23 protein-coding genes and 1 tRNA gene are annotated in these 21,254 nt (G+C 31.1%); 11 read left to right on the top strand and 13 right to left on the bottom strand.

What is annotated here, in order from left to right:
• Window positions 1-71 precede the first annotated feature (71 nt).
• Entirely contained in the window at window positions 72-713 is a 642-nt protein-coding gene (locus KA468_RS05475) for a peptidoglycan-binding protein LysM (protein WP_291241929.1), read from the top strand.
• Here the strand turns inward: KA468_RS05475 and KA468_RS05470 are convergent.
• From KA468_RS05470 to dnaA, 3 genes are read right to left on the bottom strand one after another with little or no spacing between them, the layout of a single operon-like run.
• Entirely contained in the window at window positions 710-1,447 is a 738-nt protein-coding gene (locus tag KA468_RS05470) for an SAM-dependent methyltransferase (protein ID WP_291241928.1), read from the bottom strand. The genes KA468_RS05475 and KA468_RS05470 overlap by 4 nt on opposite strands.
• A gap of 39 nt (window positions 1,448-1,486) precedes the next feature.
• A complete protein-coding gene (locus KA468_RS05465; RefSeq protein ID WP_291241927.1) occupies window positions 1,487-1,948 on the bottom strand; it encodes a low molecular weight protein-tyrosine-phosphatase in 462 nt (153 codons plus the stop codon).
• 1 nt (window position 1,949) lies between these two features.
• On the bottom strand, window positions 1,950-3,380 hold the full coding sequence (gene dnaA, locus KA468_RS05460; RefSeq protein ID WP_291241946.1) for a chromosomal replication initiator protein DnaA: 1,431 nt from the start codon (window positions 3,378-3,380) through the stop codon (window positions 1,950-1,952).
• A gap of 228 nt (window positions 3,381-3,608) precedes the next feature.
• Here dnaA and KA468_RS05455 point away from each other — a divergent pair, with 228 nt between their 5' ends.
• Both KA468_RS05455 and KA468_RS05450 read left to right on the top strand, forming a co-directional pair.
• Entirely contained in the window at window positions 3,609-4,013 is a 405-nt protein-coding gene (locus tag KA468_RS05455) for a thioesterase family protein (RefSeq protein ID WP_291241926.1), read from the top strand.
• Window positions 4,013-4,768, top strand: coding sequence for a hypothetical protein (locus tag KA468_RS05450; RefSeq protein ID WP_291241925.1), 756 nt, complete (start codon window positions 4,013-4,015; stop codon window positions 4,766-4,768). Before KA468_RS05455 ends, KA468_RS05450 begins: the two co-directional genes overlap by 1 nt.
• 3 nt (window positions 4,769-4,771) lie before the next feature.
• Here KA468_RS05450 and KA468_RS05445 read toward each other — a convergent pair whose 3' ends face one another.
• From KA468_RS05445 to ribD, 3 genes are read right to left on the bottom strand one after another with little or no spacing between them, the layout of a single operon-like run.
• Entirely contained in the window at window positions 4,772-5,389 is a 618-nt protein-coding gene (locus KA468_RS05445; RefSeq protein ID WP_291241924.1) for a YigZ family protein, read from the bottom strand.
• A gap of 2 nt (window positions 5,390-5,391) precedes the next feature.
• On the bottom strand, window positions 5,392-5,994 hold the full coding sequence (locus KA468_RS05440; protein WP_291241923.1) for an HAD family phosphatase: 603 nt from the start codon (window positions 5,992-5,994) through the stop codon (window positions 5,392-5,394).
• Window positions 5,987-7,030: a bifunctional diaminohydroxyphosphoribosylaminopyrimidine deaminase/5-amino-6-(5-phosphoribosylamino)uracil reductase RibD gene (gene ribD, locus KA468_RS05435; RefSeq protein WP_291241922.1), complete on the bottom strand. Its 1,044-nt coding sequence runs from the start codon at window positions 7,028-7,030 to the stop codon at window positions 5,987-5,989. The genes KA468_RS05440 and ribD overlap by 8 nt, the downstream gene beginning before the upstream one ends.
• Before the next feature lie 37 nt (window positions 7,031-7,067).
• On the opposite strand from ribD, the gene KA468_RS05430 reads away from it, so the two are divergent.
• Window positions 7,068-7,550 (top strand): GNAT family N-acetyltransferase, encoded by a 483-nt coding sequence (locus tag KA468_RS05430; protein WP_291241921.1) that lies wholly within the window; start codon window positions 7,068-7,070, stop codon window positions 7,548-7,550.
• A gap of 80 nt (window positions 7,551-7,630) precedes the next feature.
• Window positions 7,631-8,497, top strand: a complete 867-nt coding sequence (prmC, locus tag KA468_RS05425; protein ID WP_291241920.1) for a peptide chain release factor N(5)-glutamine methyltransferase — start codon at window positions 7,631-7,633, stop codon at window positions 8,495-8,497.
• Between the two features lie 85 nt (window positions 8,498-8,582).
• Here prmC and KA468_RS05420 read toward each other — a convergent pair whose 3' ends face one another.
• Window positions 8,583-9,824, bottom strand: coding sequence for an ABC transporter permease (locus tag KA468_RS05420; protein ID WP_291241919.1), 1,242 nt, complete (start codon window positions 9,822-9,824; stop codon window positions 8,583-8,585).
• 290 nt (window positions 9,825-10,114) lie between these two features.
• On the opposite strand from KA468_RS05420, the gene hisS reads away from it, so the two are divergent.
• The 3 genes from hisS to KA468_RS05405 all read left to right on the top strand — a co-directional run bounded on the left by hisS (window position 10,115) and on the right by KA468_RS05405 (window position 13,259).
• On the top strand, window positions 10,115-11,485 hold the full coding sequence (gene hisS / locus KA468_RS05415) for a histidine--tRNA ligase (protein WP_291241918.1): 1,371 nt from the start codon (window positions 10,115-10,117) through the stop codon (window positions 11,483-11,485).
• Window positions 11,486-11,585: 100 nt separating this feature from the next.
• Window positions 11,586-12,944 (top strand): MATE family efflux transporter, encoded by a 1,359-nt coding sequence (locus KA468_RS05410; protein ID WP_291241917.1) that lies wholly within the window; start codon window positions 11,586-11,588, stop codon window positions 12,942-12,944.
• Window positions 12,945-13,028: 84 nt separating this feature from the next.
• Window positions 13,029-13,259 carry a hypothetical protein gene (locus KA468_RS05405; RefSeq protein ID WP_291241916.1) on the top strand — a complete coding sequence of 77 codons (231 nt, stop codon included), beginning with the start codon at window positions 13,029-13,031 and terminating at the stop codon, window positions 13,257-13,259.
• 46 nt (window positions 13,260-13,305) lie between these two features.
• Here the strand turns inward: KA468_RS05405 and KA468_RS05400 are convergent, their stop codons facing one another.
• Complete coding sequence (locus KA468_RS05400) at window positions 13,306-13,713, bottom strand: SRPBCC domain-containing protein (RefSeq protein WP_291241915.1); 408 nt, start codon at window positions 13,711-13,713, stop codon at window positions 13,306-13,308.
• A gap of 77 nt (window positions 13,714-13,790) precedes the next feature.
• Window positions 13,791-15,356 carry a YdiU family protein gene (locus KA468_RS05395; RefSeq protein WP_291241914.1) on the bottom strand — a complete coding sequence of 522 codons (1,566 nt, stop codon included), beginning with the start codon at window positions 15,354-15,356 and terminating at the stop codon, window positions 13,791-13,793.
• 84 nt (window positions 15,357-15,440) lie between these two features.
• On the opposite strand from KA468_RS05395, the gene KA468_RS05390 reads away from it, so the two are divergent.
• On the top strand, window positions 15,441-16,925 hold the full coding sequence (locus tag KA468_RS05390) for an aminotransferase class V-fold PLP-dependent enzyme (RefSeq protein ID WP_291241913.1): 1,485 nt from the start codon (window positions 15,441-15,443) through the stop codon (window positions 16,923-16,925).
• A gap of 135 nt (window positions 16,926-17,060) precedes the next feature.
• Here the strand turns inward: KA468_RS05390 and KA468_RS05385 are convergent, their stop codons facing one another.
• Window positions 17,061-17,933 (bottom strand): lysophospholipid acyltransferase family protein, encoded by an 873-nt coding sequence (locus tag KA468_RS05385; protein ID WP_291241912.1) that lies wholly within the window; start codon window positions 17,931-17,933, stop codon window positions 17,061-17,063.
• Window positions 17,934-18,052: 119 nt separating this feature from the next.
• Here KA468_RS05385 and KA468_RS05380 point away from each other — a divergent pair, with 119 nt between their 5' ends.
• Together KA468_RS05380 and KA468_RS05375 are read left to right on the top strand one after the other, a co-directional pair.
• On the top strand, window positions 18,053-18,691 hold the full coding sequence (locus KA468_RS05380) for a rhomboid family intramembrane serine protease (RefSeq protein ID WP_291241911.1): 639 nt from the start codon (window positions 18,053-18,055) through the stop codon (window positions 18,689-18,691).
• 46 nt (window positions 18,692-18,737) lie between these two features.
• Window positions 18,738-19,433, top strand: coding sequence for an SIMPL domain-containing protein (locus KA468_RS05375; RefSeq protein ID WP_291241910.1), 696 nt, complete (start codon window positions 18,738-18,740; stop codon window positions 19,431-19,433).
• 225 nt (window positions 19,434-19,658) lie between these two features.
• Here KA468_RS05375 and KA468_RS05370 read toward each other — a convergent pair whose 3' ends face one another.
• The 3 genes from KA468_RS05370 to KA468_RS05360 form a co-directional block, all read right to left on the bottom strand.
• Window positions 19,659-20,282 (bottom strand): T9SS type A sorting domain-containing protein, encoded by a 624-nt coding sequence (locus KA468_RS05370; protein ID WP_291241909.1) that lies wholly within the window; start codon window positions 20,280-20,282, stop codon window positions 19,659-19,661.
• A 146-nt stretch (window positions 20,283-20,428) separates the two neighbouring features.
• Window positions 20,429-20,671: a hypothetical protein gene (locus KA468_RS05365; RefSeq protein WP_291241908.1), complete on the bottom strand. Its 243-nt coding sequence runs from the start codon at window positions 20,669-20,671 to the stop codon at window positions 20,429-20,431.
• A 488-nt stretch (window positions 20,672-21,159) separates the two neighbouring features.
• Window positions 21,160-21,240, bottom strand: a tRNA-Tyr gene (locus tag KA468_RS05360).
• Between the last annotated feature and the right edge of the window lie 14 nt (window positions 21,241-21,254).

Here is a 21,254-nt window from a genome sequence, read left to right as displayed (position 1 = left end):
GGTATGATTTATGTCAATCAAACACAATGTAAAAAATGATTTTTTTTTACCCTTTTGAGAAATAAATTTAGATGAGAAAAGACATTTTTTATTTTGGAGTTACCATTGCATTTATTGCCATTATTAGTTCAGGTTTTAAAGCATTTAAAGAGGAATCTGTAACAGGATTTCATATCGATGATTCGGAAGTTTTCGAATATCGAGTACCTTCAAAAGACGAATCGGTAAAGTTGAATTTTTCTATACCTTACACAGGAAATACCTTTATCGGTTTCACACAAGCCTTAGGAGTTAAAGAATCTGCAGGCATTTATACATTGGTTAATCCTTATGGTTACATGGGAAAATACCAATTCGGAAGAAGCACATTAAGACACATTGGTGTTTATAACTTCAAAAACTTCCTTAATAACCCAAACTTACAAGAAGATGCTTTTTATGCTTTATTATGCATAAATAAATGGGAGTTAAGAAAAGAAATTAAAAATTATTCAGGTAGAATAATTAACGGAATCAAAATTACAGAGTCGGGATTACTAGCAGCAGCGCATTTAGCGGGTGCAAGTTCAGTAAAAGCATACCTTAGAAGTAATGGAAAAAATGGTTTCAGAGACGGATTTGGAACTTCTTTGAGGTCTTATATTAAAAGATTTAACGGGTACGATACTTCAAATGTTATCTCCAATAGATTTGCAAAAGTTACAACAAACTAATTTTTTTGAATAATAAAAATACAAGGTCGATTGTGTAAATCGACCTTTTGTTTTTTCCAGTCGTTTACGGTTTTTGTTTTTATAAATTCTGTAGGCAACGTAACATCACATGCAACACACAAATTAGTTTGCGGATGAAGTGTGGTTAAAATATCTTCTAAAAATTTATTATTTCTATACGGTGTTTCCATAAAAAGTTGTGCTTGATTTTTTTCTTGAGACCATCTCTCTAAATTTCTCAAGGCACTTTTCTTTTCGTTTTTATCGATAGGTAAGTAGCCAGTAAAAGCAAAACTTTGACCATTCATGCCACTAGCCATTAATGCTAATAGAATAGAACTTGGTCCAACTAATGGGACTACCTGAATTCCTTTTTCGTGAGCTAATTTTACAATTACAGCGCCTGGATCAGCAATTCCTGGACATCCAGCTTCGCTCATTACACCCATATTTATACCGTTTAATAGCGGTTGAATCATTTCGTAATGCTCGCTAACTTCAGTATGTTTGTTTAAAGACCATAATTGTAAACTAGGTTGCGATTTTTCTGGGCAAATTGCTTTGATACATTTTCTAGCCGTTTTTTCATTCTCAACAATATAATAATCTAATAGCTCAATACATCTTTTAATAGTTTGTGGCAAAACGTCGTTAGGATCTACTGAAACTTCACCAGGATTTGATAAAGTACAAGGTATTAAATATAATTTACCATATGTTGAGGTTGTATTCATCGTATATTTTTTAGTGTAGAAATTGCGTCTAGTTAAAAACTAATTTGATTTAATTTTTGAAGCTATTATCCTACATACTTCATCTAATAAATGAAATACATGTTCAAAATCTTCCATTTCACCATAGTAGGGATCTGGAACTTCCAAATCACTTGTTGGCTCTATTTCATTCAAAATTATTTTAACTTTTTGTTTGGATGTCTCATTAGGTGCTATCGCAATTACATTTTTGTAATTAGAAGTGTCCATTACATAAATATAATCAAAAGTATCAAAATCAGATTTTGATAGTTGTCTGCATTTTTGTTGGCTAATATCAATTCCGAATTTCTTCGCAGTTGCTATAGAACGTTTGTCTGGCGCCGTTCCAACATGATAGTTTGCTGTCCCAGCACTATCTACAATACATTTATTTCTGGGAAGTTTTGATTGTAAAACACCTTCTGCTAATGGCGAGCGGCAAATATTACCCAAACAAACCATTAAAACCTTGGTAGGCATTTTAAATACTCAGCTTTTTGTTAATGTCTTCCACAAACTTTTTAAATTGTTTGTCGGTAGCCACTAAATTGTCAACTGTTTTTACAGCATGTAATACGGTTGCATGGTCTCTATCACCAATTTGCGAACCAATATTTGCCAATGATGCTTTTGTGAATTTCTTAGAAAAATACATAGCTAATTGACGCGCTTGAACAATGTGACGCTTTCTGGTTTTAGATTTTAAAGTTTCTGTATCCAATTGGAAATAATCAGAAACTACTTTTTGGATGTAGTCAATAGAAATTTCACGTTTGATATTTTTTACAAACTTCTCAACAACTTGCTTAGCTAATTCAATGTTAATCTCACGTTTGTTGAATGAAGACTGCGCAATTAATGAAATAATAGCCCCTTCTAATTCTCTAACGTTTGATTTTATGTGTTTTGCAACGTATTCTAAAATTTCATCTGGCATTTCAACACCATCTCTGTATAAGATATTTCTTAAGATAGAAATTCTTGTTTCGTAATCTGGTTGGTGTAATTCAGCAGACAATCCCCATTTGAAACGAGATAATAAGCGTTGCTCAATATCTTGCATATCCACAGGTGCTTTGTCTGAAGTTAAAATAACCTGTTTTCCGTTTTGGTGTAAATAATTGAAAATATGGAAAAACACATCTTGTGTTCCTGCTTTTCCAGATAAAAACTGAACATCATCAATAATTAATACATCAATAAGTTGATAGAAGTGAATGAAATCATTTCTGGTATTTTTCTTAACAGATTCGATATATTGCTGGGTGAAAATTTCAGCAGAAATATATAAAACTGTTTTCTCAGGGAATTTATCTTTAATTTCAACACCAATTGCATGTGCTAGGTGTGTTTTACCTAATCCAACACCACCAAAAATCAATAATGGGTTAAATGAAGTACCACCTGGTTTATTAGCAACTGCCATACCTGCACTTCTTGATAATCGGTTAGAATCTCCTTCTAAAAAATTATCAAAACTGTAATTGGCATTTAATTGAGATTCGATTTTTACATTTCTAATACCTGGAATAATAAACGGATTTTTCAATTCCGGATTTTTATTCACAATCGGCACATCAATTTCTTGTGTTTTGACTGAACTACGGTAAGTACTTGGAATTTGCTCAGTAAATGGAAGTTTATTGCCAGAAGTGTTTTCCATTTTAATTTTATACACTAGCTTTGCTTGGTTTCCAAGTTCTTTAGTTAAAGCGGTTTTTAATATAATTACATAATGTTCTTCAAGCCACTCGTAAAAAAATTTACTAGGAACTTGAATATGCAATGCATTGTCTTCTGACAGGCTAATTGCTACAATTGGTTCAAACCATGTTTTATAGGCTTGTTCCTGTATGTTGTCCTTTATAAAGGACAAGCAATTATTCCAAACAGATTTTGCTGCATTAGTCATCATTATTTTGTAATTTTAAAAAATTTTTTAATCTAATTTTTGAGAAAAAAAAGAGTAAATCTTTATTTTTGTGTAGATTTTTATTGGGAGAGCAAATATGTGAACAATTTTAATTAAAAAAAAATCAAATGCTATTGTAATTTAAAAAATATTGTTGTATGTAGTTTTGATTTTTTTTTAATAACTATTTAACATAAAATTTTTAAGCCATAAATATAAATAATAATAATGAAAGAATACGAATTTACAGTACGAGTTAGATATGCAGAAACAGATCAAATGGGTGTAGTATATCATGGAAATTACGCACAATATTTTGAAATGGGTAGAGTAGAATGGCTAAGGAATCTAGGTGTTTCATATAAATGGATGGAAGAAAACGGTGTAATGCTACCTGTAGTTTCTTTAGAAATGAATTATAAAAAACCAGCGCGATATGACGATGTATTACGTGTAAAAACTGTACTAAAAAGTCAAAATTCTGTAAAAATAGAATTTGACTATGAAATTTATAATGAACAGAATGAATTGTTAACAACGGGCTATTCTATGCTTGTTTTTGTAGATATGAAAACAGGTAGGCCAATTGTACCTCCATCATATGTTTCCGATAAAATAAAAAATATTTTATAATGGATTTAACTGAATTTGATCGCTTATTTGATAAGAAAAATTATAAAAGACACCCGTGGGAAATTTCCAGAAAAAAGGTGCTTTTTAAATTATTGTCCGCTTCAGAAATTAAATTTCCAATCAAACGAATTGTCGATATTGGAGGTGGCGATGCTTATATTATTAATGAAATTTTTAAGCACAAATTGGCTGATGAATATTTTACAATTGATACAGCATATTCTCCTGAAATTATAGCGCAATTAAAGGTAAATTATGGAGAAAACTCGATTCATTATGTGCAAAATCTTACCGATTATTTTAATACGTTTCCTACTAAAGAAAATGTACTTTTCTTATGTATGGATGTTTTGGAACATTTAGAAAATGAAGATGAAATCTTACAACATTTGACTCGTAAAAACAATTATTTCTTATTTGCAGTTCCCGCTTTTCAGACTGTTTTCTCGCAGCATGATTTATTATTAGGGCATTATAGAAGATATAATTTGAAACAATTAGAAAAGCTATTGACTAAAAACCAATTTCAAATATCAGATAAAGGATATTATTTTTCATCACTATTATTAGTTAGGTGGATTGAAAGTATCTTTAATAAAAATAAAAAAGCGTCTATTGATAATTGGACAGGTACTACTTTTAAATCAAAATTGTTAGTAGTTATATTGCAACTCGATTTTGCTTTTACTCGAGTAATTCAAAAATTTGGAATTAAAATATATGGGTTATCGTGTTATTGTATTTGTAAAAAATAAAAATTATAGTTCTTCAATCTCAATTTCAAATAAAGCTGTAAAAATAGCAACGATTTCTTCGGCATTTTTTTTCCTTGTTGCGATTTCAATTTCGCAATTCATTTCCATTTTCTGATGAACAATCTGAATATTTTTTTCTTTAATAATTCGCATGACTTTGTTCATGTTTTTATAATCGAAAGTAATTTTAAAATGTTTGTCAATGGTTTTCTCAATAATATTTGCTTCATCTAAAGTAAGTTGAGCCGTAGTTTTATATGCAGAAATTAATCCACCAACACCTAATTTTACGCCACCAAAATAACGAACTACCACTACTAATACATTCGTGATATCAAAGGATTGAATTTGTCCGAAAATAGGCATTCCTGCAGAATTGCTTGGTTCACCATCATCATTAGCTCTAAATTTTATAACTTCTGTACCAATTTGGTAAGCATAACACCAATGCCGTGCCGAAAAATGTTCACCTTTTAAATTTTCTAAATGCGTTTTTACTTCTATTTCTGAAGTTACAGGGAAAGCAAAACCAAAAAACTTGCTGTTTTTTTCTTTGTATAGAATGTTTTCAACCGAAATTTCAATGGTTTTATATGTATCTTTAATTTGGAGATCTTGCAATTTTATACTATTTTTTTATCGAATAAATTGGTTACATCATCTTGTCCTACAAGTATTTGCCAAGTATTAATGCCTAAAGCTTTTGCGGCTTCAATATGTTCTAAGGTATCATCTACAAAAAGCGTCTTTTTTGGAGATAAATTATTTTGCTTTAAAATTAAGTTAAAAACAGCAGCATCTGGTTTTCGCTCTTTAATTTCGTAGGAAAAATAAATTTTATTAAAATGCGCATAAAATTCTCTGGCAAAAGTTAAACCTACTCGGTGTTCAAATTTATCAATATGTGTGGGATTGGTATTGCTTAATAAAAATATATCGTATTTGTTTTGTAGTTTTTCTAAAAACTCCAAACGTTCTAAAGGAAAATCACCAATAATAGCATTCCAAGCTTCTCTAATTTCTACAAGATTGGCATTTGGTAGGTGTTTCTGAATGGTTTCCATAAATTGCAATTCATCTATTTTACCAGTTTCAAATAAAATAGCTGCAGCTTTTAAATCGTCTGTCCAAGCGTTTAAACCTAATTTTTTAAACGCATCAACACTGGCTTGATGGTTCAAGTTTAAAAATACATCTCCTAAATCAAAAATAATGGCTTCAATCATAGTTTAAGTATGTTTTAAGTTGGTTGTTTTTAATTTTTATAGTTTTTTCAGGTATAAAATTAAATTTAGGGCTTTTAACACCTTCTGTAATTTTATTCTCTGCTATAAAAACCCTCGCTTCATCCCATAAATGGTTATCTATAAATTGTTGCAAAGTAAATGTGCCGCCTTCTACAATAACAGATTGAATATTTTTTTCAAATAAATGAGTTAATATATTAGAAATCAAATGAGTATCAAACTGTATGCATTTATAAGCGATATTTATCGAATGTACACAATTTTCTTCTTCTGTAAAAATTATTGTCGGATTTTTTTTATTTTTTACATTAAATCCATCCGGAATTTTATTAGATTTATCAATAATAATTCGAGTGAGATGCTGTCCAAACCAATCTCTGGCATCTAAACTTGGGTTGTCATTTAAAACAGTTGTTGTTCCAACTAAAATGGCTTGTTCTTCTGTACGATATTTGTGCACCAATTGCCTTGAATAGTCGTTTGAGATAGCAAAAGAGGTTTTTGAATTGGGTAAAAAAGGCGCAATAAATCCATCTGCCGTTTCTGCCCATTTTAGAATAATATATGGTCGTTTTTTATTGTGAAATGTAAAAAATCGCTTATTCATTCTCAAACATGCTGCTTCTAAAACGTTCAGTATAACTTCGCAACCGGCTTGTTTTAATTTTTCAATACCTTTTCCGGCAACTTCTGAAAAACTATCGATACAACCAATTACTACTTTCGGAATTTTATGTTCAATAATCAAATTAGCACACGGAGGTGTTTTTCCAAAATGACTACACGGTTCCAAACTCACATAAATGGTGCTTTTGGAGAGTAATTTTTTGTTTTTTACAGAATTAATTGCAAGTACTTCAGCGTGTGGTTCGCCTGCTTTTTTGTGCCAACCTTCACCAATTATTTTTCCATTATATACAATCACGCTTCCTACTAACGGATTAGGATATGTGGTACCTAAACCATTTTTAGCCAATTGCAAACAACGTTTCATGTATATTTCATGCTCAATCATCTTACAAATTTAGTACTTTTACATTTTATATTTACAAATGAACTATATATTAAGAGAAATTGAACCAAAAGACAATCTGAAAATAGCTTCAGTAATTCGAAATGTCTTTGAAGAATTAGACGCTCCAAAAGTAGGAACTGCTTATGCAGATCCGCATTTAAATACTTTATTTGAAGTGTATCAAGATGACACCGAAATTTATTTTGTAGTTGAAAAAGACGAAATTATTTTAGGAGGCTGTGGTATAGGAAAATTAATTGATGTCGAAATTAAAATATGCGAATTACAAAAAATGTATTTAGCAAAAGAGGCTCGTGGAAAAGGAATTGCAAAAGAATTAATGCAAAAATGTTTAACATTTGCCAAACAAGTAGGTTACGATAAATGCTACATTGAAACCTTACCATTTATGAAAGATGCGCAAAAATTATATGTAAAATCAGGATTTACTTATATAGATGGACCTATAGGTGCTACAGGACATAATGCTTGTGATGTGTTTATGATTAAAGATTTGTAAAATATTTAACACAGATTTGCACAAATTTTCACCGATTAATTTGTGGTAATTTGTGTAAATCGGTGTTTAAAAAATATAAAATGAATATTAAAAGTTTAAAAACGCATTTTTTCTCTGAATTGCAAACCATTCAGGAAGATTCAGAAATAGAAAGTTTCTTTTTTATTTTGACGGAATTTCTGCACAATTTAAAGAGAATTGATGTTTCACTTCACCCTGAATTTGAAGTTTCTGAGACAGATTTAGAAAAATGGAAAACCATAATTTCAGAACTTAAAACTGAAAAACCCATTCAATATATAACTGGTGAAGCCTGGTTTTATGGCTTACGATTTGAAGTGAATGAAAACACATTAATTCCAAGACCAGAAACGGAAGAATTAGTTGAGTGGATTGTTGATGGGTTAAAGGTTAAAGGAAAAGGGCAAAGGGTTTTAGATATTGGGACAGGTTCGGGTTGTATTCCAATTGCATTAAAAAAAGAAATTCCGAATGGCCAAGTTTCAGCAATTGATATTTCAGAAAAAGCATTAGAAATTGCTCGAAAAAATGCTTCAGATAATCAAGTGGAAGTAAATTTTATTCAACAAGATATTTTAACATCTCAACATCTCAACATCTCAACATCTCAACCTCTTCTTTTCGATGTTATCGTTTCCAATCCACCATATGTTCGAAATTTGGAAAAACAAGAAATAAAAAGAAATGTTTTAGATTACGAACCGCATTTAGCATTGTTCGTGGATGATTCCGACGCGTTATTATTTTATAGAAAAATTGCCCAATTAGCATTGAAAAGCTTAGCACCAAACGGAAAATTATTTTTTGAAATCAATCAATACTTAGGAAAAGAAACGGTTGAATTAGTAGAACAATTAGGTTTCAAAAACATTGAATTGCGTAAAGATTTTATGGGAAATGACAGAATGATTTGTGCATCCCTCTAAATCCCAAAGGGAGAAAGAAAACTTAAAAGTTTTTGTATCTAATTTTTCTCAATCTTTTCATTCCCCCTTTGGGGGTTAGGGGGCATTACTCATAACGCAACGCCTCAACCGGATCTAACTTAGAAGCTTTAATTGCGGGATATAATCCAGAAATAATAGTCACTATAAACGTGGTTGCAAATGCCGCAATAATAGCAGCCCAAGGCGTAACAAACTCAAAACCGGCAACAGATGCAATTAATGTACCGAGTAACAATCCTAAGATTATTCCAATAATTCCACCAATCTGACTAATAATAAAGGTTTCAGTAAAAAATTGCCAAGCAATAGTACCTCTTTTCGCTCCTAACGATTTTCTAATACCGATTTCTCGTGTTCTTTCGGAAACGGAAACTAACATAATATTCATCAAGGCTATTGTTGATCCAAATATGGTAATAGCACCAATTGCTACAGCAGCAATGTTAATTATCGCAATATTTTCACCTAATTTTTGAATTAAATCGTCACTGCGTTTGATTCCAAAATTAGCTTTTTCAACCGGATTTAATTTTCTTACACGACGCATTGTTAATGTTGCATTATCAACAGATTCGTTTAATAATTGCTTGTTGTTAATTTTTACGGCTATATCATAATTTATATTAGGTTGCGAAAAAATGGAACGTCCAATTTGTATTGGAACGATAATTCGTAAGTCTTGATTGTTTCCAAAAGTAGCTCCTTTTCCTTTCAATAATCCAATTACTTTAAATTTAGCACCTCTAACAGAAATGGTTTTGTCAATTGGATTGACACCTTCAAACAGGCCATCTTTGAAATTTGCACCAACAACACACACGTAATTATTATTATCTACGTCAAAAGAATTGAAATTTCGACCTGATTCCAATTCAAAACCATTATTTGGAATAAAATTTTCGTCAGCACCTAACACAGTAATTTCTGGATCCGTTTTTTTATTGTCAAATTTTACTTCTGCATTCGCTGATGCTGTAAATGAAAGCGATGTAGCTGTAAAAGGAAATTCAAATTTATCTTTAAAGGCTTTAGCTTGCGGATAGCTAATGATTGGATTTATTTTTTGATCACCATCATTTCGGTTAATTTGTTCTGAAAAATCATATTGACTTATAGAAAACGTATTGGCACCCATAGAAGCGAAATTCCCAAATAAATTATTTTCTAAAGCTTTGGTTAAGGTCAAAATTCCTACCAAAAAAGTAATCCCAATAACAATGATAAACACTGTTAAAAAGGTACGTAATGCCTGACTTCTAATAGAATCAATAGCGATTTTTGTATTTTCTTTAAATAATCCAACCATATCTATTTGACTACATTTTGTTTTAAATGTTACACGATTTTTGAAAAGAATATAAAAAATAGAGTATAGAAAATAGAATATAGAGAATAGATTATGACTTTTGGGAACACAGATTGAACAGATTTTATAAAATATAAAAATTTCTCAAATCTGTGTTGTCACAATTCACAATTCACAATTCATAATTGCCATTGATTTTTGTCATTGATTTTTGCGAATCCATTTAAAAGTCAGATATTTGTACTCTATTAGATATACATTATACAATTTTTCAATATACAATCATAAAAATGGCATCAAAACCAAGTATTCCTAAAGGAACTCGCGATTTTTCATCTACAGAAGTAGCTAAACGGAATTATATATTTTCTATTATTAAATCTAATTTTGAACAGTTTGGTTTTCAACCTATTGAAACTCCTTCTTTTGAAAATTCGGATACTTTAATGGGAAAATATGGTGAAGAAGGCGATAGACTGATTTTTAAAATATTGAATTCAGGTGAGTATTTAGATAAAGTTTCGGAAGAAGATTTAACGGCTAAAAATAGTAGAAAAATTACCGGTCAAATCTCAGAAAAAGCGTTGCGATACGACTTAACCGTGCCTTTTGCTCGTTATGTTGTGCAACATCAAAACGAATTAGAGTTTCCTTTTAAAAGATATCAAATCCAGCCTGTTTGGCGTGCAGACCGACCACAAAAAGGACGTTTTAGAGAATTTTTTCAATGCGATGCCGATGTTGTAGGGAGCAATTCACTATGGCAAGAAGTGGAATTTGTACAATTGTACGATACCATTTTTACTGCTTTAGGTTTAAAAGGTGTACACATTAAAATTAACAACCGTAAAATATTATCTGGAATTGCTGATGTAATTGGCGCTTCTGATAAATTAATTGATTTTACCGTAGCATTAGATAAATTAGATAAAATTGGAGAAGACGGCGTAAAAAAAGAAATGCTTGAAAAAGGAATTTCTGAAGCTGCTATTCAAAAAGTACAACCGCTTTTCAATTTTACAGGAACCATTCCAGAAAAAATTGAAAAATTAGCTACACTTTTAGCCTCTTCAAATGAAGGCTTAAAAGGTGTTGAAGAATTGAAATTCATCTGTAATGCTATTAATGAATTAGGTTTAAAATCGGCAAATTTAGACGTCGATGTTACTTTAGCTCGTGGTTTAAACTACTACACTGGTGCCATATACGAAGTAGGCGCTCCAACGGGTGTTGCTATGGGTTCGATTGGTGGTGGTGGTCGTTACGATGATTTAACTGGTATTTTCGGATTAAAAAATATGAGCGGTGTTGGAATTTCTTTCGGATTGGATCGAATTTATTTGGTTTTAGAAGAATTAGGTTTGTTTCCAGAGACAGTATCCACAACTTCAAAAGCGCTATTTATAAATTTTGGTGAAGCTGAAACGTTATTTTCATTAAAAGCCATTTCGGAACTTAGACAAAATAATATTAAGGTAGAAATGTATCCTGATGCAGCTAAAATGGCAAAACAGTTTCAATTTGCTGAGAAAAAAGGGATTCAATTTGCGGTTTTAGTAGGTGAAGAAGAAATCAAACAAAATCAATATAAAATTAAAAATTTGATTTCAGGAGAACAAGAAACGGTTTCGTTAGCCCAATTAATAGAAAAATTAAAATAAAATATTACGCAAAGACACACAAAGACACACAAAGATTCACAAAATTATTTTTTGTATTCTGTGTAACTCTGCGAACCTCTGCGAACCTCTGTGTAACAAAATGAAAAAATACATTAAAGAATTCAAATACAATTTCAATTTAGCGTTACCTGTAATTTTAGGTATGGTTGGTCATACGTTAGTTGGAGTAGTAGATAATATTTTTGTAGGACAATTGGGTTCTACAGAATTAGCGGCGGTTTCTTTAGGAAATAGTTTCGTGTTTATTGGAATGTCTATTGGAATTGGATTTTCTACAGCCATTACGCCAATTATAGCAGAATTCGATAGCACAAAAGATAGAGAAGGCGGAAGAACTGCTTTTCAAAACGGATTAATTTTATGCACCATTTTAGGTTTTGGATTGTTCTTTTTGTTGTTTTTTGCCAAACCATTGTTGTCATATATGAACCAACCCGCAGATGTAGTAAAATTAGCCAAACCTTTCTTAGATATTGTGGGTTTCTCATTGGTGCCTCTTGTGATTTTTCAAGCATACAAACAGTTTGCAGATGGAATGAGTGAAACCAAATATTCTATGTATGCTACAATTTACGGTAATATTATTAATGTAGTAATTAATGCTTTATTGGTTTTTGGATTGTTTATGTTTCCAAAAATGGGAATTGTTGGCTCTGCGATTGGAACATTAATCGCACGTGTTTTTATGGTCATTTATATGCACTATATTCTTTCTAAAAACGAAAAATTCAAATCCTTTTTTAAGAATTTTGGTTGGCAATCTTTTCAAAAAAGCGTTTCAGATAAAATTATTAAGTTGGGTATTCCTTCTTCCTTACAAATGTTTTTTGAGGTCGCTTTATTTACCGGCGCCATTTGGTTGTGCGGTATGATTGGAACTACCAGTCAGGCAGCCAATCAGATTGCTTTAAGTTTGGCTTCGTTAACCTTTATGTTTGCGATGGGATTAAGTGTTACGGCTATGATTCGAGTAGCCAACCAGAAAGGATTGAATGATTATAAAAAACTAAATACGGTAGCGCATTCTATTTTTTTAATGGCTATTATTTTAGAAATTATTTTTGCAGTGGTTTTTATGTTAGGAAGTCAAATTTTTCCTTCGTTTTTTGTAAACTCAGAAATGGCATTAAATGCATCTGAAATAAAAGAAGTACTTTCAGTTTCGTCAAAATTATTAATTATTGCTGCTTTTTTCCAAATTTCAGATGGTATTCAAGTGGTAGTTTTAGGAGCATTAAGAGGCTTGCAAGATGTAAAAGTACCTATGTATTTAACCTTTGTGGCGTATTGGATTATTGGTTTTCCAATATCTATTTATTTAGGATTATATACTTCATTGAAAGCGGAAGGCGTTTGGATTGGTTTATTAGCCGGATTAACAGCTGCCGCATTGATGCTTTACCTACGATTTAGGTTTCTATTAAAATTACATAGATAAAAGATAAAAGATAAAAGAGGAATGACAAAAGATTTGTACTTTTGAAAATTCAAAATTTATAATTTACAATTCAAAATTTAAAACATGGAATTACCAAAATTTGTAATAGGGGACAACACTGATTTTCCTGATGATATTTTTGTCATTCATTTAGAATATCCAAGATTTTTCATCAATCTAAAAGATGATTCTGTAGAATTTTTAGAAGATGTTGAAGAAGAAGATCAAACGGAATTAGAAGCTGAAATGGAACATTTAATTACACTAGCTGGCGAATTTTATGACCGAGAAATGGAACGTTACGAAAAAGCATAAAAAAAAACCGATAGTTTATCTATCGGTTTTTTTGTTTTAATCTCACTTAATTTTTTTCAATATATTTTTTCAAATTATTTAAAATCATTTGCCACCCTTCTTGTTGCAGATTTTCTGGATTCTCATTTTCTGGATCAAATTTTTCAATTATTTCAATCCCATTTTCAATTTCTGTAAAAGTGATTAAAATTTTTCTTTCATCAGCTAAAACATAGTTTATTTTAGAAAAAGGTTCAATTTCTGTATATATTCCAGTAAAATTGAAACCCGATTCTCCATCTTTTGCTTCCATTCTATAAGTAAACGATTTACCGACTTCTAATTGGTTTTCTGCTTTCGGACAATGCCAATCTTCGCCGGCAAAATTCCAATTTATAACGTGTTTTGGATTGGTGAAAAATTCCCAAACTTCTGCTACTGTTTTGTTTTTGATAGTTGTACTAACGGTTGTCATAATCTTATTATTTTAAATTCATTTATAAACACAGATTTCAGAAAATCTAAATATCTAAGAAGTCTAATACGTCTAACTTAAGAACTGCAGCTTAACATAGAACTTCCAATTTTTTGTCTTGCCCAATCGGGTCTTTTTGCAAACCATTTTTCAAATTCGGGTTGTTCCTCATAGGGATGCAAAAGAAGTTTGTACAATTCGTTTAGTAACGAATAATCTTCTTTTTCTGCCAATTCAATCGCCATTTGTGCCATATAATTACGTAAAACAAATTTCGGATTCACCGAATTTTGAAGTGTTTTTCGTTCGTTATCTGAAAGTATTTCTTTATTTAAAAGTGTTACATAATGTGCAAACCAAAAATGCCAAGTTTCTAAAATAATGTCTGTAACCTCTTCAGGTTTGTAAAACGCAGCGGTAATTTTTACCACACAATCTTCACTTGTATCTGTTTTTTCAATCTGATTTAGATTTCTAAAGAAAATCGTATAATCTGTTTCTGTTTGTTCTAAATTATATAGCAATTGTTGAATCAGCTTTTCGTTTTCGTCATTTTTGGATGTAATACCCAATTTTTTCAACATCATTTCTAAAAAATCTTCATCGTATTTTTTGGCGTAATCATTTAGAATTTCTTCCAAAGGTGCTGCGTCTTCAATTAACGGATATAAGGCATTTGCCAATTGATATAAATTCCATAAAGCAATATTAGATTGGTTGCCAAATCGGTATCTTTTTCCTGCTGCATCTGTTGTATTGGGTGTCCAATTCGGATTGTAATCTTCAAGCCACCCATAAGGTCCGTAATCAATGGTGATGCCGTGAATACTCATATTATCTGTATTCATTACACCATGTACAAAACCCACACGTTGCCAATGAAGTAGTAATTCTCTTGTTTTTTCGGCAACAATTTTAAAAAATGCAATGTATTTTTCTTTTCCCGCTGTATTAATTTCAGGATAATAATTTGTAATCGTATAATCAGCAAGTAATTTTAAATTCGGAATGTCATTTTGTGAGGCAAACAATTCAAAACACCCAAAACGAATAAAACTTGGCGCTATTCTGCAAACAATTGCCCCTTTTTCTACTGCCGCATTTCCATCGTACATGACGTCTCGAACCACTTCATCTCCAGTGGAAACTATAGATAAAGAACGTGTTGTTGGCACACCCAAATGAAACATAGCTTCGCTGCATAAATGTTCACGAATAGAAGACCGCAACACTGCCAAACCATCTGCTCGTCTGGAATATGGAGTAGGACCTGCGCCTTTTAATTGTAATGTAAATAACTGATTATTATGTTCAATTTCACCAAGTACAATAGCTCTACCATCGCCTAATTGTCCTGACCAATTTCCAAATTGATGACCAGCATAATTCATAGCAAAAGGTTTGGCATTTGCTATAATTTTGGCACCAGATATTAAATTTAAAAACGCCTCTGAAGCAACAAAATCATCCGAAAAACCAATTAAATTCTGAACTTCTTTGGAAAGATGAATCAATTTTGGACGACTTGGTATTTTCGGTTTTACATATGAAAAAGCGGCATTATTTACTTGACGTGTAAAGTTTTCTTCAATAGGATCTGAAGGTAAACTAGTCGTAAACTTATGTAGAAATTGAATAGACATTAGCTTTAAATAATTCACAAAGTTACAGAATAAAATTTTTAAATATTGTCTATTAAAATGTATATTTGTGTCAAATTTCATAACATGAATGCTATAGCTACAAAATCTAAGTTAGAACTTTATTTTCAGCAGTTTAGAAAAGATATCATCGGTATTAATCAATCGTTTGTTTCGCCTTTTGGAGAACAAAACATTATATATACGGATTGGACGGCAAGCGGTAGATTGTATCGACCAATTGAAGAAAAACTAATGGATACTTTTGGACCTTTTGTAGCCAATACGCATACAGAAACTTCTATTACAGGAACGGCGATGACGATGGCCTATCATGAAGCCCGTCATATTATAAAACACCACGTAAATGCTACAGATAATGATGTTTTGATTACAGACGGAACTGGAATGACAGGCGTTGTAAATAAATTACAGCGTATTTTAGGTCTTCGAATTCCAGAAAATTTAAAAGAATATACTACCATTCCTAGTGAGTTAAAACCAATTGTGTTTATATCGCACATGGAGCATCATTCTAATCAAACATCTTGGTTAGAAACTATTGCAGACGTGGTAGTGATCCCCGCAGATGATAACGGTTTGTTTTCTATAGATAATTTTACAAAATTAGTACATCAATATAAGGATAGAAGTTTTAAAATTGCTTCTATTACTTCATGCTCTAACGTAACAGGAATAAGAACACCTTATCACGAAGTAGCAAAAATTATGCATCAAAATAATGGTGTTTGCTTTGTTGATTTTGCCTGTTCAGGACCTTATGTGGAAATCAACATGCATCCAGAAGATAAAGAAGCGTATTTAGATGCGATTTTCTTTTCGCCACATAAATTTTTAGGCGGACCTGGTTCTTGTGGTGTGATGATTTTTAACAAAGAACTTTATAAAAATAACATTCCAGATTGTCCTGGTGGTGGAACGGTTTCTTGGACAAACCCATGGGGTGAACACCAATATATTGACAATATTGAAGATAGAGAAGACGGTGGAACGCCTGGTTTTTTACAAGTGATAAAAACGGCGCTTGCTATTCAGTTGAAAGAAAAAATGGGTGTGCAATCTATTTTAGAAAGAGAACACGAATTAGTTGATTATATTTTTGAACGATTAGCACCAATTGAAAACATACATATTTTAGCCGCAGAGCATTCGGATAGGTTAGGGGTAATTTCATTTTACATTACCGATTTACATTTTAATTTAGGTGTAAAATTATTAAACGATAAATTCGGAATTCAAGTTCGTGGTGGTTGTAGTTGTGCCGGAACATATGGGCATTATTTGCTAAATGTAAACCAAGAAACCTCAAATTCTATTACTTGCAGTATAAATGAAGGCGATTTAACCAACAAACCAGGTTGGATTAGAATGTCAATTCATCCTACAACTACGTCAGAAGAAATTCAGTTGGTTTGTGATGCGATTATTGATGTTGCAGAAAACTTCACCTCTTGGCAAGAAGATTATATTTATAATCCTACTAAAAACGATTTCAATCATAAAGACGATACCAAGCCAGAAGTAGCTATGGTGAAAAGTTGGTTTCTATAAACACATAGGAACATAGGAAAAAATAAAATAGTTTGAGCAGCTTCGCTAAATAAAGAAAACATAGACAGGCTTAGTTTTTACTTTATTACTTTTTACTTTTGCCTTTAACCCAAAACCCTTCACCTTTAACCCAAATCACCTCATATGCTTCCAACGTTTATGCGTCCACAAGTAAAATTCTGGTGCGTCATAAATTTGTTGTTCTACTAATTTTAGGAAATTATCGGTGATTTCGTAATTTGGAAAATCTTTTGCATTTCCATCGGAAAGTACTTCAAAACTTGCTTCGTAATATCCCCGTTTTAGTTTCTTAGTTTTTAAGAATATCACATTCATATCGTATTTTTTGGCTAACATTTCGCCACCGGTATGCACAGGAACTTCAATTCCCATAAATTTTTGCCAGTGGTGAGTAGTGCTTAATTTTGGCGATTGGTCACTTACTAAACCATATACGCTAAATGTTTTGTTTCTAAAATTTGAGGCCATTGTAGGAATGGTTTCTTTGCTATCTATTAATTGGCTTTTAAATTTAGAACGAATTTTTCGGACTAATGTATCAAAATATGGATTGGCTAATTTTTTATACACACCATAACCCTTAAAGTGAATATGATAATTCATAGAAACTGCCCATTCATAACTCGCATAATGCGCACATAACAAAGCAATACTTTTTTCTTTTTTTTCTAATTCATAATACACTTCCATATTTGAAAAGGTGTAGCGTTTTTCAATTTCTTTTTTTGAAATAGATAATGTTTTTATCATTTCAAGAAACAAATCGCACAAATGAGCATAGAATTTTTTCTCAATATTCGTTCTTTCTTTTTCAGATAGATGCGGAAGTGCTAAGGCGATATTACCACGAACCACTCTTTTTCGATATTTAAAAATGCGATATATTAGAAAGTATACACAGTCAGATAATAAGTACAATACAGGAAAAGGTAGTATAGAGATTATCCAAATGAAAGGGTAAATGATAAGATATAATAGAAATTGCATGAATGTTTTTTTTACAAATATACATGTTTTGTTATTTCTTAGAAAATTATGGCAAAATATGTTTTTAGTATAGATTTTTCAATATTTATAGTACCTTTAGCTTCATTAAATTATTAGATATGTATTCTGTTTCAACCATTATTATTGCTATTACAGCTTTGGCTACATTTATGGGTTTGTCCAATGTTGCTTTTTTTGAACGTTTTAAATTCAGTATTTCAAAAATTAAATCAGGCGAACAATTTCGTATGATTACATCCGGTTTTTTACATGCCGATTGGTTTCATTTTGCGTTTAATATGTATAGTTTTTGGAGTTTCGCCAATTTCTTAACTCAAGAATTTAGCACCACAAATTTTCTACTTATTTATTTTGGAAGTATGTTAATTGGTAGTGTATTAACCTATTACATACATAAAAATGAACCCTATTATTCTGCAATTGGGGCTTCGGGTGCGGTGACAGGAATTATTTATTGTGCCATTTTATTATATCCAGAAATTGAGTTAAGAATGTTTTTTGCCATTCCTATTCCGGGATATATTTTTGCTTTTTTGTATTTGGGATATTCCGTTTATGGTATGAAAGGAAGAAATGATAACATTGGGCATACCGCACATTTAGGTGGTGCTATTGGTGGTTTACTAATTACATTACTTTTAGTACCAAGTTTGTTTCAATCCCGACTAATTTTTATTGGTATTTTATTAATCCCAATTGCGGTTTTAATGTATTTAGTAAAAACAAAAAAAATATAATTGGCATACTTTTTGATTACGAGATACTATCCTAAATATATCAATTATGAAAAAAGTTATTTTACTACTTACAGGATTTATTTCTATGATAGGAATGAGTCAAGAACAAACCAAATTTACGCCACAAATTTCTATTTCTGGTGAAGGAAAAATTTTAGTAACGCCTGACATTGCAGTAATTCAATTGGGTGTGCAGAACAACGGAAAAGACCCGAAAGAAGTCAAACAATTAAATGATGTAACGATTGATAAAGTCATTGCGTACATCAAAAAATTTGGAATTCCGGTTACAGATTATCAAACTACGCAATTAAGTTTGTATAAAAACTACGATTACGAAAAAAAGAAACATTCATACCAAGCCAATCAAACTATTTCGGTGACATTAAAAGACATTTCTAAATACAATGCGTTTATGATGGACGTGATGGAAACAGGCATAAATGTAATAAATGGTGTAGAATTTAAATCTTCAAAAATGGAACTATTTGAATCCCAAGCAAGAAAAAAAGCCATTTTAAACGCTAAGAAAAAAGCAGAAGATTACGTTTCAGTACTGCCAGGACAGAAAGTTGGAAAAGCCATTTCAATTTCTGACAATTCACAAACGAATTATCCGCAACCCGTTTTTATGGCTAAAGGAATGATGGCTGATAGCGAAGCCACCCAGCCAAAAGAAACATTGGCTATTGGTGAAATTGAAATTGTATCCAACGTTTCAGTTTCCTTTGTTTTAGAATAAACAACTTGACATAAAATAGAAAAGCCAGAGTATACTTCTGGCTTTTTATGATCTAAGAATGGCGAGTAGCCATAAACAGCTTTTTAAAGGTTTTATAACGTACCACAGCTACACGAGGTGCAAGGCTTCGTGACTGCATATTTTCTATTTAAGTAAAAAGTTCAATGCGAAACGGCAATTCCACTAAATCCTTGCATCTTGTGTAACAGCTGTTAGCTGTTGTACTTATTTTTCGATTATTAATTTCTTCTTCCAATTTCCCGTTTCCGTTTCCACGTTAACGTAATATATTCCATCGCTTAACTCTAATAAATCAATATTTTTTGTGCTACTACCATTAAAAAGTTTTATTAATCTTCCAAGATTATCATAAATTTTTATTTGCTTTATCAAAGATTCATCTCCTTTTAGTTCGATAATTCCTTTACTGGGATTAGGATAAATTGAATATTTACTATTTTGTATCTCAAAGTTTTCAGTTTCTAAATAGTTTGTTGACGCAGTTGGACCAGCAGAAAAATTATTACATACTGTTTGCGATGATGAATTAAATGTACTGACATTTATTACGTAATTTATATTGTTAGGAACCAAAATTAAAAAATTTTTATTAATTTGATAAACAGGTAAAGTATTATTAAACCAATAACATACATTTAGATTTATTGTATTTCCAACAACCGTATAACTATGACTTAAATATCCAGCTCCGTTATATGTTGTAACTAATAAATTTACATTTATTCCGCCATTGACCGCTGTTGGCATAATTTGATTAATTTGTATCGATTGCCCATTTACCACCGAGATCTTTACAAAAAATAGTAAAAAAAGTAATTTTGTTTTCATAATATTTTATTTTAGTTCTGTTTTTTTTTGTATAACTGCTATCGTTCCGGCGCTTGGCGAGGTTGCGAACTACGGAACTGAATAAAAATTCTTGCGAAAAGTAAACGTGAATTTACTACAAAATTCCCAATTTTACCAAATGCCTGTTAGCAGTAGCTTTTATTTTTAGTAATATTTTTTTGGACATTATCTTGTGTTTTTTTGTCAAAAATCTTAAAATTTATAGCTTTCGAATTTTCTTTTTCAATAATTTGAAGACAATCAAATTTATTCCATAGCTTAGTGTTTTTAATGTAATTTAAACCAGTTATATTTTGTCTATTTATTATAATTTTCCTTTCTATTAAGAATAAATCAAAATACTCCAACTCAATTATTTCTTCATTCATTTTTAAGTTTGAGAGGTATTTTTTTTTCTCTGAGAGCAATTCATATAGCCAAATTAAGGCCGTGATTATAATAAGTTGCGTAAAATTATTTTTTCCATACACTAAATATTTAAAAACTGATGAAATAGCAAAAACTATCAAAAATATGAAGTAATTGTCAAATAAGATTCTGTTCTTCATTTTACGGTTTCATTAAAGTTACTGCTAACTCATTTATATATGATATAAAGTTTCGTATATTCATCCATGTTTGGGTAGATATGCGAATGTTTTGTTTCGCTTTTTATTTAAATCAAATATAATAATTTTTTCTCATAAATCATCAAAGGGGCTTTTAATTTGTTGAATGTTATTACCGAAAATTAAGTATGTTTCAGTAGTAAAATTTGTCTTAATAAAACAGAACTACTTCGTAGATAGTGTATGTGAGTTGTTTTTGGTTTAAACTTTTTAAATATAAAAAAAGCACCTCGTTAGAAGTGCTTTTGTGGGGAGAGCAGGATTCGAACCTGCGAAGTTTTCACAGCAGATTTACAGTCTGCCCTCGTTGGCCGCTTGAGTATCTCCCCAGGCCATTTCGATT

This window comes from Flavobacterium sp., from assembly GCF_017985075.1.
Classification (GTDB): Bacteria; Bacteroidota; Bacteroidia; order Flavobacteriales; family Flavobacteriaceae; genus Flavobacterium.
Note: the sequence above shows the minus strand (reverse complement) of the source record. Positions and strands in the feature narration are given on the sequence as shown.